The sequence below is a fragment of the Pantoea sp. EKM103V genome (genome assembly GCF_011800365.1).
In the GTDB taxonomy this organism is placed as follows: Bacteria; Pseudomonadota; Gammaproteobacteria; order Enterobacterales; family Enterobacteriaceae; genus Pantoea; species Pantoea anthophila.
The window spans coordinates 13,220-28,999 of record NZ_JAALFQ010000014.1 but is presented as its reverse complement, the minus strand read 5'-3'; the positions used below and the strand labels follow the sequence as shown (position 1 = coordinate 28,999).

11 protein-coding genes are annotated in these 15,780 nt (G+C 55.4%); 3 read left to right on the top strand and 8 right to left on the bottom strand.

The window, feature by feature from the left end; genetic code table 11:
• Positions 1-28 precede the first annotated feature (28 nt).
• The 3 genes from pgk to tkt form a co-directional block, all read right to left on the bottom strand.
• The gene (gene pgk / locus HFD97_RS20000; protein ID WP_009087121.1) at positions 29-1,192 is read right to left on the bottom strand and encodes a phosphoglycerate kinase; all 1,164 of its coding nucleotides are present in this window, start codon (positions 1,190-1,192) and stop codon (positions 29-31) included.
• A 51-nt stretch (positions 1,193-1,243) separates the two neighbouring features.
• Positions 1,244-2,263: an erythrose-4-phosphate dehydrogenase gene (gene epd / locus HFD97_RS19995; RefSeq protein ID WP_009087123.1), complete on the bottom strand. Its 1,020-nt coding sequence runs from the start codon at positions 2,261-2,263 to the stop codon at positions 1,244-1,246.
• Between the two features lie 316 nt (positions 2,264-2,579).
• Entirely contained in the window at positions 2,580-4,574 is a 1,995-nt protein-coding gene (gene tkt / locus HFD97_RS19990) for a transketolase (RefSeq protein WP_046102506.1), read from the bottom strand.
• 271 nt (positions 4,575-4,845) lie between these two features.
• Here tkt and HFD97_RS19985 point away from each other — a divergent pair, with 271 nt between their 5' ends.
• Positions 4,846-5,601: a M48 family metallopeptidase gene (locus HFD97_RS19985; protein ID WP_046102507.1), complete on the top strand. Its 756-nt coding sequence runs from the start codon at positions 4,846-4,848 to the stop codon at positions 5,599-5,601.
• 62 nt (positions 5,602-5,663) lie between these two features.
• Here the strand turns inward: HFD97_RS19985 and HFD97_RS19980 are convergent, their stop codons facing one another.
• The 3 genes from HFD97_RS19980 to speA form a co-directional block, all read right to left on the bottom strand.
• Positions 5,664-6,074, bottom strand: a complete 411-nt coding sequence (locus HFD97_RS19980; protein ID WP_009087128.1) for a YidB family protein — start codon at positions 6,072-6,074, stop codon at positions 5,664-5,666.
• 192 nt (positions 6,075-6,266) lie between these two features.
• Positions 6,267-7,187 (bottom strand): agmatinase, encoded by a 921-nt coding sequence (speB, locus tag HFD97_RS19975; RefSeq protein WP_009087129.1) that lies wholly within the window; start codon positions 7,185-7,187, stop codon positions 6,267-6,269.
• A 168-nt stretch (positions 7,188-7,355) separates the two neighbouring features.
• Positions 7,356-9,332: a biosynthetic arginine decarboxylase gene (gene speA / locus HFD97_RS19970; protein WP_009087130.1), complete on the bottom strand. Its 1,977-nt coding sequence runs from the start codon at positions 9,330-9,332 to the stop codon at positions 7,356-7,358.
• 843 nt (positions 9,333-10,175) lie between these two features.
• On the opposite strand from speA, the gene metK reads away from it, so the two are divergent.
• Positions 10,176-11,327 (top strand): methionine adenosyltransferase, encoded by a 1,152-nt coding sequence (metK, locus tag HFD97_RS19965; protein WP_009087131.1) that lies wholly within the window; start codon positions 10,176-10,178, stop codon positions 11,325-11,327.
• A gap of 520 nt (positions 11,328-11,847) precedes the next feature.
• A complete protein-coding gene (locus HFD97_RS19960; RefSeq protein WP_009087132.1) occupies positions 11,848-13,245 on the top strand; it encodes a sugar porter family MFS transporter in 1,398 nt (465 codons plus the stop codon).
• 69 nt (positions 13,246-13,314) lie between these two features.
• Here the strand turns inward: HFD97_RS19960 and HFD97_RS19955 are convergent, their stop codons facing one another.
• Together HFD97_RS19955 and HFD97_RS19950 are read right to left on the bottom strand one after the other, a co-directional pair.
• Positions 13,315-14,583 carry an O-antigen ligase gene (locus HFD97_RS19955; RefSeq protein ID WP_167432444.1) on the bottom strand — a complete coding sequence of 423 codons (1,269 nt, stop codon included), beginning with the start codon at positions 14,581-14,583 and terminating at the stop codon, positions 13,315-13,317.
• Positions 14,573-15,679 carry a glycosyltransferase gene (locus HFD97_RS19950; RefSeq protein ID WP_185155366.1) on the bottom strand — a complete coding sequence of 369 codons (1,107 nt, stop codon included), beginning with the start codon at positions 15,677-15,679 and terminating at the stop codon, positions 14,573-14,575. Before HFD97_RS19950 ends, HFD97_RS19955 begins: the two co-directional genes overlap by 11 nt.
• Positions 15,680-15,780 lie beyond the last annotated feature (101 nt).

Below are 15,780 nucleotides of genomic sequence, written 5' to 3'. Positions count from 1 at the left end.
GATGCCGCAGGGCATCACCCCCAAAGGTTTACTGCTTCGCACGCTCTTCCAGCATGGCGACGGCAGGCAGTTTCTTGCCTTCCACGAACTCAAGGAACGCGCCGCCACCGGTAGAGATGTAGGAAATTTTGTCTTCGATACCGAACAGGTCGATCGCCGCTAAGGTGTCGCCCCCGCCAGCCACAGAGAACGCCTCACTGTCTGCAATAGCGTTCGCCACGATTTCAGTGCCTTTACGGAAGTTAGGGAACTCGAATACGCCCACCGGGCCGTTCCACAGGATGGTTTTCGCATCCTTCAGGATGGCAGCCATCGCCTGTGCGGTTTCGTCACCGAAGTCCATAATCTCTTCGTTATCCGCCACTTCCGAAACCTTTTTCACGGTCGCTGGTGCAGTTTCGGAGAATTCCGTGCCGACACGTGAGTCAGTCGGCACCGGAATACCGTGCTGATCGCGCAGGCCTTTCGCTGCTTCAACGAAGTCTGGCTCATACAGGGATTTACCGACTTTATTGTCGATAGCCACGAAGGTGTTGGCGATGCCGCCGCCGACAATCACGGTGTCCGCGATTTTCACCAGCGACTGCAGCACATCAAATTTGGTTGAAACTTTAGAACCGCCCACGACAGCGACCAGCGGACGCTCAGGGTTGGTCATCACCTTGCCCAGCGCTTCCAGTTCAGCGGAGAGCAGCGGACCGGCACAGGCAACAGGCGCAAATTTGCCGACGCCGTGAGTAGAGGCCTGCGCGCGGTGTGCAGTACCAAACGCATCCATCACGAAGACGTCGCACAGGGCAGCATATTTTTTAGACAGCGCTTCGTCGTCTTTCTTCTCGCCTTTGTTAAAGCGAACGTTTTCCAGCACCACCAGTTCGCCAGCGCCCACTTCCACGCCGTCGAGGTAATCTTTTGCCAGGGTCACATTGGTGCCGCTCAGCTTCTCTTTCAGGTAGTTCACGACCGGCAGCAGCGAGAACTCTTCGTTGTATTCACCTTCGGTCGGACGACCCAGGTGAGAGGTAACCATTACTTTCGCGCCCTGTTTCAACGCCGCTTCAATGGTGGGCAGAGAAGCACGGATACGTGCATCAGACGTCACTTTACCTTCTTTAACCGGTACGTTGAGATCGGCACGGATCAGCACGCGTTTGCCAGCCAGATCCAGATCGGTCATCTTAATTACAGACATGGTGAACCCTCTCGTTGATTCTCATAAGTTTTGCCAGACGCAAACCGCGTCTTACCTGAAACCGCTTGCGGCCATGGCTAACGTCGTGTCGAGCATTCGGTTAGCAAAGCCCCATTCGTTGTCACACCAGACCAGGGTCTTGATAAGGTGTTGACCGCTGACCCGCGTTTGCGTTCCGTCCACAATGGCGCTGTGCGGATCATGGTTAAAATCTACTGAGACTAACGGTAATTCCGTATAGTCAACTATACCACGAAATGCCCCCTCTGCCGCGCTTTGCAACAGGGTGTTAACCTCGCATGCCTTCACTGCCTGACGAACAGAAACGCTGAGATCAATAGCCGTCACGTTGATCGTCGGGACGCGAACCGCTATCGCCTCAAAGCGATCGTTGAATTTTGGAAAAATGCGGGTGATGCCCGCCGCCAGCCGGGTGTCGACCGGAATGATCGACTGGCTGGCTGCTCGGGTGCGGCGCAGATCGCTGTGATAAGCGTCGATCACCTGCTGATCGTGCATCGCCGAGTGAATCGTGGTGACGGTGCCGGATTCGATGCCAAACGCATCATCCAGCAGTTTAATCACCGGTATAATGCAGTTGGTGGTACAGGAGGCATTGGAGACGATGCGATCGCTGGCACTCAGATCCTGCTGATTAACGCCATACACCACGGTCGCGTCGAGATCGTTTCCGCCGGGATGAGAGAACAGCACTTTTTTGGCACCCGCCTGAAGATGCGCTTCGCCATCCGCGCGCGAACCGTAAACGCCGGTGCAGTCCAGTACCACATCAACATCGAGTTCACGCCACGGCAGATCGGCAATCTCTGCACGGTGCAGAATGCGCAGGGTATCGCCCCCCACCCACATCACATCGCGCTCCTGCCGTACATCAAAAGCAAAACGGCCATGGCTGGTGTCATATTTCAGCAGGTGCGCCATCCCGGTAGCTTCCGCCAGCTCGTTGATCGCCACCACCGTAATCTCCGCCCGCCGGCCCGTTTCATATAACGCGCGCAGAACGTTGCGTCCAATCCGGCCAAAACCATTTATTGCTACCCGTACCGTCATTTCTCTCCTGCCACGTCAGACTGAAAAAAACGTGCCGTTAGCCTGAGCGTTTCACTGCATTTTGTACAGGAGATTCTTACCCGGCATTGTCCGAAACCAGGGCAAGTTGCCTGACGACTGAAACGGTTCAGCTACAATAATAGAAGGAAGGAATAACGGGAATGACTGTGATCAATCTGACTGCTTATATTTAGATCTGCGTCACAAATTGAGGCGAAAACAGGTTATTACTGCAGGAATAAAAGAGCGAGAGGGACGAAAGAGTCGTCCCTCTGCGTTTAGCGCCAGGCGGGTTCAGGCCCGCCTGACCGGTTTTTTACGCCAGCAGCGCTTTGGCTTTCGCCACAACGTTGTCGACGGTAAAGCCAAACAGTTCAAACAGCTGATCCGCAGGCGCTGATTCGCCGAAGCTGGTCATGCCGACGATGGCCCCATTCAGACCGGTGTATTTGAACCAGTAATCTGCGATGCCCGCTTCGATAGCCACGCGTGCGCTGACCGCTTTTGGCAGAACGGCTTCGCGATACGCATCGCTCTGCTTGTCGAAGGCATCCGTTGAAGGCATAGAGACGACACGCACCTTACGACCTTCGCTGGTGAGTTTGTCCCACGCACCGACAGCCAGTTCAACTTCTGAACCGGTGGCGATCAGGATCAGCTCAGGCGTGCCGTCGCAATCTTTCAGCACATAACCGCCGCGCGCCACGTTAGCCAGCTGCTCAGCGTCACGCGACTGCTGCGCGAGGTTCTGACGGGAGAAGATCAGTGCCGTCGGGCCATCCTGACGTTCAATCGCGTATTTCCACGCCACGGCAGATTCAACCTGGTCACACGGACGCCACAGGCTCATGTTTGGCGTGGTGCGCAGGCTGGCCATCTGTTCAACTGGCTGGTGCGTCGGGCCATCTTCGCCCAGACCGATAGAGTCGTGGGTGTAGACCATGATCTGACGGATCTTCATCAGTGCCGCCATACGCGCAGCGTTACGCGCATACTCAACGAACATCAGGAAGGTGGCCGTGTAAGGCAGGAAGCCGCCGTGCAGCGCCAGGCCATTAGCGATAGCGGTCATACCGAATTCACGCACGCCGTAATGGATGTAGTTACCTGCCGCATCTTCATTGATCGGCTTAGAGCCCGACCAGACAGTCAGGTTGCTCGGCGCCAGGTCAGCTGAACCGCCCAGGTATTCCGGCAGAATTTTACCGAAGGCTTCAATCGCATTCTGTGAGGCTTTACGGCTGGCGATCTTCGCCGGGTTCGCCTGCAGCTGCTCAACAAATTTCTGAGACTCTTCCTGCCAGTTAGCAGGCAGCTCATTGCTGATGCGACGCTTAAACTCAGCGGCCAGTTCCGGGTGAGCTTGCGCGTAAGCCGCGAATTTCTCATCCCAGGCGGACTCTTTCGCCTGACCCGCTTCTTTCGCGTCCCACTCAGCGTAGATCTCTGACGGGATAACGAACGGTGCGTGGTTCCAGCCCAGCTGTTTACGGGTCAGCGCCACTTCGTCATCACCCAGCGGTGCGCCGTGTGAATCATGGGTGCCCGCTTTGTTCGGCGAACCGAAGCCGATGACGGTTTTGCACATCAGCAGTGATGGCTTGTCGCTGACGCTCTTCGCTTCGTCGATCGCTTTAGCAATCGCATCCGCATCGTGACCATCAACGCCACGCACAACGTGCCAGCCGTAAGCTTCAAAGCGCTTAGCGGTGTCATCGGTGAACCAGCCATCAATGTGACCGTCGATAGAGATACCGTTGTCATCATAGAAGGCCACCAGTTTGCCCAGCTTCAGCGTACCCGCCAGTGAGCAGACTTCGTGCGAGATGCCTTCCATCATGCAGCCATCGCCCATGAAGACATAGGTATTGTGGTCTACGATGTCATGACCCGGACGGTTGAACTGCGCGGCCAGGGTGCGCTCAGCGATAGCAAAACCGACCGCATTAGCGATGCCCTGCCCCAGCGGACCGGTGGTGGTTTCAACGCCGGCGGTGTAGCCATATTCCGGGTGACCTGGAGTTTTTGAGTGCAGCTGGCGGAAGTTTTCCAGTTCGCTCATCGGCAGATCGTAGCCGGTGAGGTGCAGCAGGCTATAGATCAGCATGGAGCCGTGACCGTTGGAAAGCACGAAACGGTCGCGGTCAGCCCACTGCGGGTTGGTCGGGTTGTGGTTCAGGTAACCGCGCCAGAGTACTTCAGCGATGTCCGCCATACCCATTGGGGCACCCGGATGTCCCGATTTCGCTTTCTGTACTGCATCCATACTTAACGCACGAATGGCGTTGGCAAGCTCTTTACGAGAGGGCATTTTCTACTCCAGGTCGGATTAATGCTTCGCGCCTTAACTTATTGTTATTAATGAGTTACCGGGCAAAACAAGGAAAAAGTTGCCCATCAATGTACATGAAAATCGGGGCAAAAGTACATGCTGTAAAACGCTAAATGTCACCGCTTCGTATGGCTTTTCCGGCCAACTCTGCTAGCAAAGTGCAGACTGGCAGGCTATAACCAAAACGTTTATTCACCTGGCACGGTTTCAGGTGTTTGTTTTTCTTACCTTGTTATGAATGGGATAGAGCATGAAAATCCAGAAAACGGTATTAGCGCTTGGACTGGCGACGCTGCTGAGCGGCTGTCAGGGGCTGGACAATAACGCGCTGATGCAGTCAGGCGCTCAGGCCTATCAGGCTTACACGCTGAGCGACGATCAGGTTAAGCAGCTGAGCGATAAGTCCTGTGAGCAGATGGACAAAGAGAATCAGATCGCGCCGGCTGACAGCGAATATCAGCAGCGTCTGAACAAGATTGCCGCCGCGCTGGGCGACAACATCAATGGCGTCCCGGCTAACTACAAGGTTTACCAGACGAAAGATGTCAACGCCTGGGCGATGGCAAACGGCTGTATCCGTGTCTATAGCGGACTGATGGATATGATGACCGACAATGAAGTCGAAGGGGTACTGGGCCATGAGATGGGTCACGTTGCGCTGGGCCACACCCGTAAAGCGATGCAGCTGGCGTATGCCACCACTGCGGCCCGCACGGCTGCCGCGTCGGTTGGCGGGGTGATTGGTTCGCTGTCGCAGTCGCAGCTGGGCGAACTGGGTGAGAAACTGGTCAACGCGCAGTTCTCCCAGTCGCAGGAGTCACAGGCGGATGACTACTCCTATGACCTGATGAAGAAGCGCAACATTAACCCGATGGGGCTGGTCACCAGCTTTGAGAAACTGGCGAAGCTGGAACAGGGCCGTCAGAGTTCAATGTTTGACTCCCATCCGGCTTCAGAAGCGCGCGCTCAGCATATCCGCGATCGCATTGCTGCCGACGCGAAATAAGAGACAATCAGGCGCATCATCCTTCAGGGCGATGCGCCTGATACCTTTCGATTCTGGCTGATTCAGCGCTTAAATATCTGATCCACCATTGAGCCTAAATCGAGTTTATTCTCATGCAGTGACGCCTCATCCATGCGCCCCTGCGGTGACATCCTGTCGATCAGCTGCGGCAGAATCACCGCCAGCGTGCCTGCTGCGCCCTTAACGTCGGTTCCCAGCTTATCCGCCAGTGACTGCAGTTCCGCCTGACCAAACGCCGAGTGGATATCGCTGTGCGCGACCGGCTGATTGCTGCCGGTGCCAATCCACGAGCTAAAGACTTCACCCAGCCCGCCCTGCTGAAATTTTTGCAGCAGCACTTCAATGCCGCCCTGCTCCTGTACCCAGTGCCACACTGCCTGCAGCTGGCCGGGCAGATGCCCGTCACTCTGACTGCCCTGCAGTGAGCCCGCCAGTTCATCAAGAAAGCCCATGATTGCCTCCACGTCGAAAATTGATGTCACTAAGTTTAGTTGCTGATGTGCAGTTGCGCCTGAACCGCATGGCCGAAGCCAGCAGCCGGTCAGACAGGGTATTCGTGGGGAAAACGCAGAGGGGGAATGGCGGGAGACGGCAGCAAAGCCTGCCGGATTATCCCGGCAGACTTATCAGAGGGGTGCGGCAAATCAGCCCTTGTTGGCCGCCTGAACATGCAGCATATCCAGCGCCAGCGTCGCCGCGGCCAGCGCGGTTAAATCCGCATGGTCATAGCCCGGTGCCACTTCCACCAGATCCATACCCACGATGTTCATGCCCTGCAGGCCACGGATCAGTTTGGTGGCTTTATCGGTGGTCAGGCCGCCAATGACCGGCGTGCCGGTGCCAGGTGCATGAGCCGGGTCCAGACAGTCGATATCGAAGGTGAGATAGACCGGCAGATCGCCGACGGTGCGTTTTACTTCAGCGAGGATATCGTCAACGCTGCGGTCATTGACCTGCGCCGCATCCAGCACGTTGAAGCCCAGGCTCCGGTCAAATTCGGTACGGATACCGATCTGCACCGAGTGCTGAGGATCGATCAGCCCCTCTTTCGGCGCGGTAAAGAACATGGTGCCGTGGTCAAAGGTCGGGCCGTTGGAGTAGGTGTCGGTGTGGGCATCAAAGTGCACCAGCGCCATCTTGCCGAAATGTTTCGCATGCGCGCGCAGCAGCGGCAGCGTCACGTAGTGGTCGCCGCCAAAAGTCATCATGCGCTTGCCACTGGCCAGCAGTTTTTCGGCGTGAGCCTGTAATTTATCGGAGAGATCCTGTGAGTCACCGAAGGCGTAAACCAGATCGCCGCAGTCGACAACGTTCAGACGCTGACGCAGATCGAAATCCCACGGCCAGCGGCAGCCTTCCCAGGCCAGGTTGGTGGAGATCTGGCGGATGGCGCCCGGCCCCAGGCGGCTGCCCGGACGACCAGAGGTGGCAGCATCAAACGGTACACCGGTAATCACCCACTCCGCGTCGCTGTCATAAGGCTGGAAGTTCAGCGGAAAGCGCATGAAGCCGAAGGCGTTAGAGACCAGGGAGTTGTCGTACTGATTGCCAAGCGTGTTATACATAATTACTCTCTCTATGCGTAAGTCGGGCCAGGCCCGCAAGCCATTAAGGTTGAGATAAAAAAAATCCCCTCCGCGTCGTTAGGCCCGACGAGGAAGGGATTGAGTGAGTCAGATTATCAGCATAGTCAGCGGCAACTGCAATATACGATTACGGGCTGAACGATGCGATTACTCATCTTCTAAATAGGTATATCCGTAGAGGCCGCTCTCAAACTCTTCCAGGAACTGGGCACGAAGCTCTTCGTCGAGATCGGACGCCTGCACCTGATTGCGGAACAGCGACATCAGCTGGTTAGGATCAAGCTGCACATAGCGCAGCATGTCTGCCACGGTGTCACCCTCATCCGACAGCTGAACTTCCACTTCGCCATTTTCGCGCGCGTAAACATCCACCGCCTCGGTGTCACCGAACAGGTTGTGCATGTTGCCCAGAATTTCCTGATAGGCCCCGACCATGAAGAAGCCCAGCATCGGCGGGTTATCCAGGTCATATTCCGGCATCGGCATGGTGGTGGCGATACCGTCACCATCCACATAGTGGTCGATGGTACCGTCAGAGTCACAGGTGATGTCGAGCAGCACAGCGCGGCGTTCCGGCTTCTTATTCAGCCCTTCCAGCGGCAGAACCGGGAAGAGCTGATCGATACCCCATGCATCCGGCATCGACTGGAACAGCGAAAAGTTAACGTAGATCTTATCCGCCATTCGCTCCTGCAGTTCGTCAATGATCGGACGATGCGCACGGTTGCTCGGATCGAGATGCTGCTGAATATAGTGACAGATGCTCAGATAGAGCTGCTCAGCCCATGAACGCTGCTTAAGATCGTAAGTGCCGGAGGAGTAGCCGGTGTGGATATCGAACAGGTCCATCTGGCTGTCGTGCAGCCACTCACGCAGCGAACGGCGGGTATCTGGCTCGTGCATCTCCTGCCAGGTTTCCCACATGCTGAGAATCGGGCGCGGCGCATCGGCATCCGGCGTTTCAGGTTCGCTGAACTCGTTGCGCTCCACACCGATGATGTTAGAAACCAGCACCGTATGGTGTGCGGTCACGGCGCGACCGGACTCGGTGATCACCGTCGGATGCTCCAGGCCGTGCTCATCACAGGCGGCCCCGATGCCCCAGATCACGTTGTTAGCGTACTCATTGAGGCCATAGTTGACCGAACAGTCAGACTGCGAGCGCGTGCCTTCATAATCGACACCCAGACCGCCGCCGACGTCGAAACATTTGATGTTTACGCCCAGCTTCGCCAGTTCGACATAGAAACGCGCCGACTCACGCACACCGGTGGCGATATCGCGGATATTGGACATCTGTGAACCGAGATGGAAATGCAGCAGCTGCAGGCTGTCGATGCGGCCCGCTTCGCGCATAATCTCAACCAGCTTCAGCACCTGCGTCGCTGACAGGCCAAACTTCGACTTTTCGCCGCCGCTCGACTGCCACTTGCCGGAGCCCTGTGACGCCAGGCGAGCACGGATACCGAGACGCGGCACCACGTTCAGACGCTCCGCCTCTTCCAGCACCAGCCGCACTTCGGTCATTTTTTCCAGCACCAGATAGACCTTGTGGCCCATCTTCTCGCCAATCAGCGCCAGACGAATATATTCCCGGTCTTTATAGCCGTTACAGACGATCACCGTGCGGGTCTGACCCGCATGTGCCAGCACCGCCATCAGCTCCGCTTTCGAGCCAGCCTCCAGGCCCAGCGGTTCACCGCACTGGGTCAGGGATTCAATGACGCGTTTATGCTGGTTGACTTTAATCGGGTAAACCAGGAAGTAGTCACCGGTATAGCCGTAGGATTCACGCGCACGTTTGAACGCGCCGTTAATAGAGCGCAGACGATGTTGCAGAATCTGCGGGAAACAGAACAGCGCGGGCAGACGCTGGCCCTGTGCTTCACGCTCTTTCACCAGCCGGGCTAAATCGACGCGCACATCCGGGCGATCCGGATCCGGGCAGACACTGATGTGGCCCAGTTCGTTGACGTCGTAATAGTTGTTGCCCCACCAGGCGATGTTGTACGTCCGCAACATTTTGCTCGCGTCCTGATCGTTCATTGCAACCTCCTGCATGGAGCGGAGTGCACCCTGTTCGCCAGCTGACGAACCTTTGATATTCTTCATGTCGTCAGACATCGCGAACCTCAATTTTCCGTTGAAAGATGAAACTGTTAACCGGCTTTATGGCCGCTAATCTGAAACGCAGATACCCCATTAAACGTCATGTCCTGTTCACCTGACGTTGCCGTCAGCGCGCTTCACGCATATGAGTTAAGTGTAAAACACCCTGGCCAGATCCGTTTAAACAGAGAACATTTACCCGATCTTTATTGACCATAGATAACCGGTCTCGTTCCACTGCGGGGACGCAGAGAGGAGACAAAGCCCTGAGAACAGAGGTAAAGATTAGCCAGCGCTCGTGTCGGTAAAATTACCGCATCGCAGATATTGTCGGCTGGAAAGAGAAACAGAGGGGAGGCAGGAGCGCGCCAGTGTTGCGCCAGAGCGCAGAGAACCGGGAGAAGAAAAAGCGTGGTTCATTACTTGTATCACCTCCGCATATGCCAGGGGCACATGGAGAACAACCAGGGTGAAAGCCAGACCGGTGTCTGACGGGCGCGACGCACACAGTGGCGTCATCCTTGCTGCGGCTAGCGAAGCAGCGGCGTTTTATACCGTTTACGGCGCTAAAAAGCAAAAAGATTATCGGGTAATTCCGTGGAGTGTCAGCAAATTATGCCGATAAAGCTGACAGGTAAAATGCCGAAACAGAAAAAGGGCTGGTAATTGGTTTATCCTCTATCCTAAAATAGCCGTCCAGATGGTTTTCCATCTAAACAGGTTAATATCCAGGCGGTGTTGGCCTGCTGTGCTGACACAACCTCACTGCTCGCGGCTTTGCCTGAAGGGGCGTCAGGTCAGATAACCTCACTGGCGCTATGCAGTCGAATTCAAACCATATTTAAGGTAAAGAACAGAATGGCTAAACACCTTTTTACGTCCGAGTCCGTATCAGAAGGACATCCCGATAAAATCGCCGACCAGATTTCCGATGCCGTGCTGGATGCGATCCTGGAACAGGATCCAAAAGCGCGTGTGGCCTGCGAAACCTACGTTAAAACCGGTATGGTACTGGTTGGTGGTGAAATCACCACCAGCGCCTGGGTCGATATCGAAGAGATCACCCGTAACACCGTTCGCGAAATCGGCTATGTTCATTCCGATATGGGCTTTGATGCCAACTCCTGCGCCGTATTGAGCGCGATTGGCAAACAGTCTCAGGATATCAATCAGGGGGTTGACCGCACCGATCCGCTGGAACAGGGCGCGGGCGACCAGGGCCTGATGTTCGGTTATGCGACCAACGAAACCGACGTTCTGATGCCTGCACCGGTGACCTATGCGCACCGTCTGGTTCAGCGTCAGGCAGAAGTGCGTAAAAACGGCGCCCTGCCGTGGCTGCGTCCGGATGCCAAGAGCCAGGTCACTTTCCAGTATGACGATGGCAAAATTGTCGGCATCGATGCGGTCGTGCTGTCAACGCAGCACGCGGAGTCCATCAGCCAGAAAGATCTGCAGGAAGCGGTGATGGAAGAGATCATCAAGCCGGTTCTGCCTGCCGAGTGGCTGAATGCCTCAACCAAATATCACATCAACCCGACCGGCCGCTTTGTGATCGGCGGCCCGATGGGCGATTGCGGTCTGACCGGTCGTAAAATCATCGTCGACACCTACGGCGGCATGGCGCGTCACGGTGGCGGTGCGTTTTCCGGTAAAGATCCGTCAAAAGTTGACCGCTCTGCGGCCTATGCAGCGCGTTATGTGGCGAAAAACATCGTCGCAGCCGGTCTGGCTGACCGTTGTGAAATTCAGGTCTCTTATGCGATTGGCGTTGCTGAACCGACCTCCATCATGGTGGAAACCTTTGGCACCGAGAAAATTGCGACCGAACAGCTGACGCTGCTGGTGCGTGAATTCTTCGACCTGCGTCCATATGGTCTGATTCAGATGCTGGATCTGCTGCACCCTATCTACAAAGAGACCGCCGCTTACGGTCACTTTGGTCGCGAACATTTCCCATGGGAAAAAACCGATAAAGCCGCCTTGCTGCGTGAAGCGGCTGGCCTGTAAGTTTTCCGGCTGATCATGAAACCCTGCCACGCCGGCAGGGTTTTTTATTGCCTTTTCAGTGGCTTTGCCTTCGTGCAGCACGGGCAGATTGCGCTCTGTTTTGCACTCCCGGCCTGCCCCCTTCTGATCGGATAAAACGCTTCTGCCCGACCTTCCCGCCGCCCCTCAGCAGGTTTCCTAATCTCAGCTACACTTCATTGCGCTTTTTCTGACAACAAAATGTTAACGATTACAAATTGAAATGCTTTGTTTATCTGACATTTAAGATTTAACGCACGTGGTTATTCTGTTCAAAATGCGTTATTTTCAGCGTCGTCTGATAGCCAATAAATAGAGCATTGTCAGAAACTTAATGAGTGCTATACCTCACTGGTTAATTAATCTTTACGGGTAAAATATGCTGAATTTCAGGGTTTCAGCGTGTGTAAGCGATTACACTGATGTGATCAGACTCACTTTTTTCCCGTAAAAGGTTTTTTAACATTGATAAAAACAATGATGGATAAACCTGGAGGCTAAAATGCCTGGCAATACACACAAAAGCAGAACTTCAAATAAGGCGATGACCTTATTTGTCTGCTTTCTGGCAGCCCTTGCGGGTCTGCTGTTCGGTCTGGATATCGGCGTGATTGCCGGTGCCCTGCCGTTTATCGCAAAGGACTTCAACGTTACCGCTCATCAGCAGGAGTGGATCGTCAGTTCCATGATGTTTGGTGCTGCGGTGGGGGCTATCGGCAGCGGCTGGATGTCCTCCCGCCTGGGCCGTAAAAAGAGCCTGATGGCCGGTGCGATTCTGTTCGTTATCGGTTCTCTCTGGTCGGCGATGGCGCCAAACCCGGAAATGCTGATCAGTGCCCGCGTATTGCTGGGTCTGGCAGTCGGTGTCGCCTCTTATACCGCCCCGCTTTATCTTTCTGAAATCGCTCCAGAAAAAATTCGCGGCAGTATGATTTCGCTCTATCAGCTGATGATCACCATCGGGATTCTGGGTGCTTACCTGTCTGATACCGCCTTCAGCTTTACCGGCAACTGGCGCTGGATGCTGGGCGTCATCACCATCCCTGCCCTGCTGCTGCTGATCGGTGTCTTCTTCCTGCCAAACAGCCCACGCTGGCTGGCGGCACGTGGCAACTTCCGCGATGCGCAACGCGTACTGGACCGTCTGCGCGACACCAGTGAGCAGGCAAAACGTGAGCTGGATGAGATTCGTGAAAGCCTGAAGATCAAGCAGTCTGGCTGGGGTCTGTTCACCAGCAGCAGCCACTTCCGTCGTGCCGTCTACCTCGGCATTCTGTTGCAGGTTATGCAGCAGTTTACCGGTATGAACGTCATCATGTACTACGCACCTAAAATCTTTGAAATTGCCGGCTTCGCCAACACCACGCAGCAGATGTGGGGTACGGTCATCGTCGGTCTGGTCAACGTGCTGGCGACCTTTATTGCCATTGGCCTGGTAGATCGCTGGGGCCGTAAACCGACCCTGATTCTGGGCTTTATGGTGATGGCTGCCGGTATGGGCGTGCTGGGAACGATGCTGCACTTTGGCATTACTTCGCCGGGCGCACAGTACTTCGCGGTAGGCATGCTGCTGATGTTCATCGTTGGCTTCGCGATGTCAGCCGGTCCGCTGATCTGGGTACTCTGTTCTGAAATTCAGCCGCTGAAAGGCCGCGATTTCGGTATCACCGTCTCGACCACCACCAACTGGATCGCCAACATGATCGTGGGTGCGACCTTCCTGACGATGCTGAATACCCTGGGCAACGCCAACACCTTCTGGGTCTACGCGCTGCTTAACCTGTTCTTCATTCTGCTGACGCTGATGCTGATTCCGGAAACCAAAAACGTCTCGCTGGAACACATCGAACGTAACCTGATGGCCGGTAAAAAACTACGCGACATCGGTGCACGCGACTAACCGTTAAGCACTAAAAAAAGGGCGGGGTTTCTCTGGAAACCCCGCCCTTTTTATTGGTTCAGCCCCTTATCATACCGGGGTGAACCGCACGTCCGGCCGGGGCCGCGGCAGGCAGCAGAGCGCCAGCGCCATGATAAAGATGGTGGCAGTCTGGTTATAGGGCAGCACCGAATCGGTCAGCCCGGTGATAAACAGCGCCAGCATCGGCAGCGCCGCCCCGCGCAGATCGCACTTCTTCAGCCAGCCCGCCAGCGTCGTCAGATAGAGCAGCGCCAGCGACAGCGTCCCCAGCCATCCCTGTAACGTCGTCACTTCGAGAAACTCGTTGTGCATGTTGTATTTGACGTTGGTGTAGCCTTCCACATTGAGCGGATAGTGTTTGATGATGAACTGGCGCGCTTCCGTGGTGCGCGCATCCGGCGTTGCGAAGCCGCCGTGATGCTCAATAAAATTCATCGCTCCGCCCCAGATCGCCACGCGCGCACCCAGCGAGGTCGAGCTGTTGGAGCCAAAGTTCTCAATATCCTGCACCCCTTCCACCCAGCGGTTACTGGTCATCAGGATCAGCAGCGCCACGACGCCTACCGCCAGCGTGCCGACGCGCCAGTTAGTGAGCAGCGACAACCGGTAACTCTGCACCACAAACAGCAGGCCTGTGGCGATCAGCGCAATCAGGGTCACGCGGGTTGCACACAGGTAGAGCAGTGCGAAGGTGACAGCCAGCACCACCACATCGGCAACCTTCCAGTAGCGATGCGTCTCAAAACGACTCAGCCATAGCCAGGCGCAGTAGATAAACAGAATCATGTAGGAGGACATCGACGCCGCTTCAGTCGTGAGTTTGATGCGGATGTTCGCGGTGTAGAGATGCTCATGAATACCGAAGCCCAGCGTAATCAGTAGTCCGATCAGAATGAGCACTTTCCCGATACGCAGCGTGGTCAGGGAAACCCGATCGCCATAAATAGCCAGGCTGAGGAGAATAAACGCGCCCAGCAACAGCCGCTTCGCGCCCAGCAGATAGTTGCCGATATTGGTTATCGCATCGGTTGAGGGGGCGGTCTCAATCCCCTTAACGTGAAGGGCCCAGAACAGACGGATCAGGGCAAAGATAATCAGAACAGCGAACAGCGCGAGATAAAAACCCTCTCCCCTGAAGTCGATCCGTCTGCGCACCAGGCCATAGAGTATGGAGGCAACGGAGAGATAGGAGACGAAGTAGAATATTTTTTGCGGCAGACCGGTAACAAACATATTCAGTGAGAGTGCCAGGCAGAGCGCAATCACGGAGAAATTAACCAGTAACGTTAATCCATTGCGTTCGGTTTTATTCGTCATGCTTAACCTCAGTAAGGCGATTAAGCACGGTCATCAGGTGCTTCATATAATTTTCCTCATAAAAACCGGTGATGCTCGCTTTAATAACCTGATGGTCAGGGAAACGGAAATCCCCGCTCATGGCGTTGAGAATAGCGGCCAGCGCCATGCTGTCATTGACAGGGTAGAGCTGACCATTGTGACCGTTCTGAATAATTTCCGCCGGACCGCTGATGCAGTCTGATGAGACGCAGTAGACGCCGCGCGACATCGCCTCCAGCAGGATCAGCGGGAACCCCTCAAAGTTGGAGGTCATGAGCAGACAGCTGACCTGTCTGATCTGGTGGAGGACATACTCCCAGGCGTTCTCCTGCCAGCCATGCCAGGTGATGCGATCCGCAATCCCAAGCTGCGCCGCGTAGTGCTGGCACTGCGCCAGATCCTCGCCATCTCCCACCATCTCCAGCGTCCAGGGGACGCTGACCTGCTGCAGGGCATCAAACAGATCTTTCAGCTGTTTCTGTCGCTGGAAGTGGATGCGACCGATATAGAGAAACTTCAGCCCCTGCGGGCGGCCAATGACCACCTCAGTGCGCTTTACCGGGTTATAGATCACATCAACGTCTGTATCGCGGGCACCCAGATCCACCAGCTGCTGTTTAATCTGCTGGCTGATGGCGAAATGGTGATCGGCCCGCAGCAGATAGTGGGGACGGTAACGTTCACGCGGGGGCAGATGCATCCAGCTCGACAGCATGATTTTACGGCCGGAGAGGCTGATGGCGCGGCGCGTCATCAGGCAGGGAATCGTATTCAGGGTCAGGACATGATCGGGCTGATAGCGGCGAAAAAAGGCGGCCATTCGCAGCGTATGAATCAGATTTTTTATCTTTTTGTTGCGCAGCGTGCAGACGCTCTCGGCTAAAACAGCGTTGGCGGTCCAGGCACGGGAGTGGCTCTCTTCGCCGCTGTTGATAATAAACAGCCCCGCTTCCGTTCCGGCCTCTGCATTCAGCGCGGTAATCAGCTGACCGGTCACATTCTCCATACCGCCGCGACCTGCCATCAAATCGGTCACCAGCACAATGCGCTGCTTCCTGATGTTATTATTTTTCATTGCGTTGTCCGTACACTGTGCCTGTCGCATCTCATCGGTTCACGCTGCAGTGAACCTTATCAATAGGATATTCTAAAAACGCCGATAACCATATTGAATCC

Coding starts and splice junctions, on each gene's coding strand:
- speA (WP_009087130.1), bottom strand. CDS start 9,332: ATGTCTGACGACATGAAGAATATCAAAGGTTCGTCAGCTGGCGAACAG.
- pgk (WP_009087121.1), bottom strand. CDS start 1,192: ATGTCTGTAATTAAGATGACCGATCTGGATCTGGCTGGCAAACGCGTG.
- HFD97_RS19980 (WP_009087128.1), bottom strand. CDS start 6,074: ATGGGCTTTCTTGATGAACTGGCGGGCTCACTGCAGGGCAGTCAGAGT.
- metK (WP_009087131.1), top strand. CDS start 10,176: ATGGCTAAACACCTTTTTACGTCCGAGTCCGTATCAGAAGGACATCCC.
- speB (WP_009087129.1), bottom strand. CDS start 7,187: ATGTATAACACGCTTGGCAATCAGTACGACAACTCCCTGGTCTCTAAC.
- tkt (WP_046102506.1), bottom strand. CDS start 4,574: ATGCCCTCTCGTAAAGAGCTTGCCAACGCCATTCGTGCGTTAAGTATG.
- epd (WP_009087123.1), bottom strand. CDS start 2,263: ATGACGGTACGGGTAGCAATAAATGGTTTTGGCCGGATTGGACGCAAC.
- HFD97_RS19950 (WP_185155366.1), bottom strand. CDS start 15,679: ATGAAAAATAATAACATCAGGAAGCAGCGCATTGTGCTGGTGACCGAT.
- HFD97_RS19955 (WP_167432444.1), bottom strand. CDS start 14,583: ATGACGAATAAAACCGAACGCAATGGATTAACGTTACTGGTTAATTTC.
- HFD97_RS19960 (WP_009087132.1), top strand. CDS start 11,848: ATGCCTGGCAATACACACAAAAGCAGAACTTCAAATAAGGCGATGACC.
- HFD97_RS19985 (WP_046102507.1), top strand. CDS start 4,846: ATGAAAATCCAGAAAACGGTATTAGCGCTTGGACTGGCGACGCTGCTG.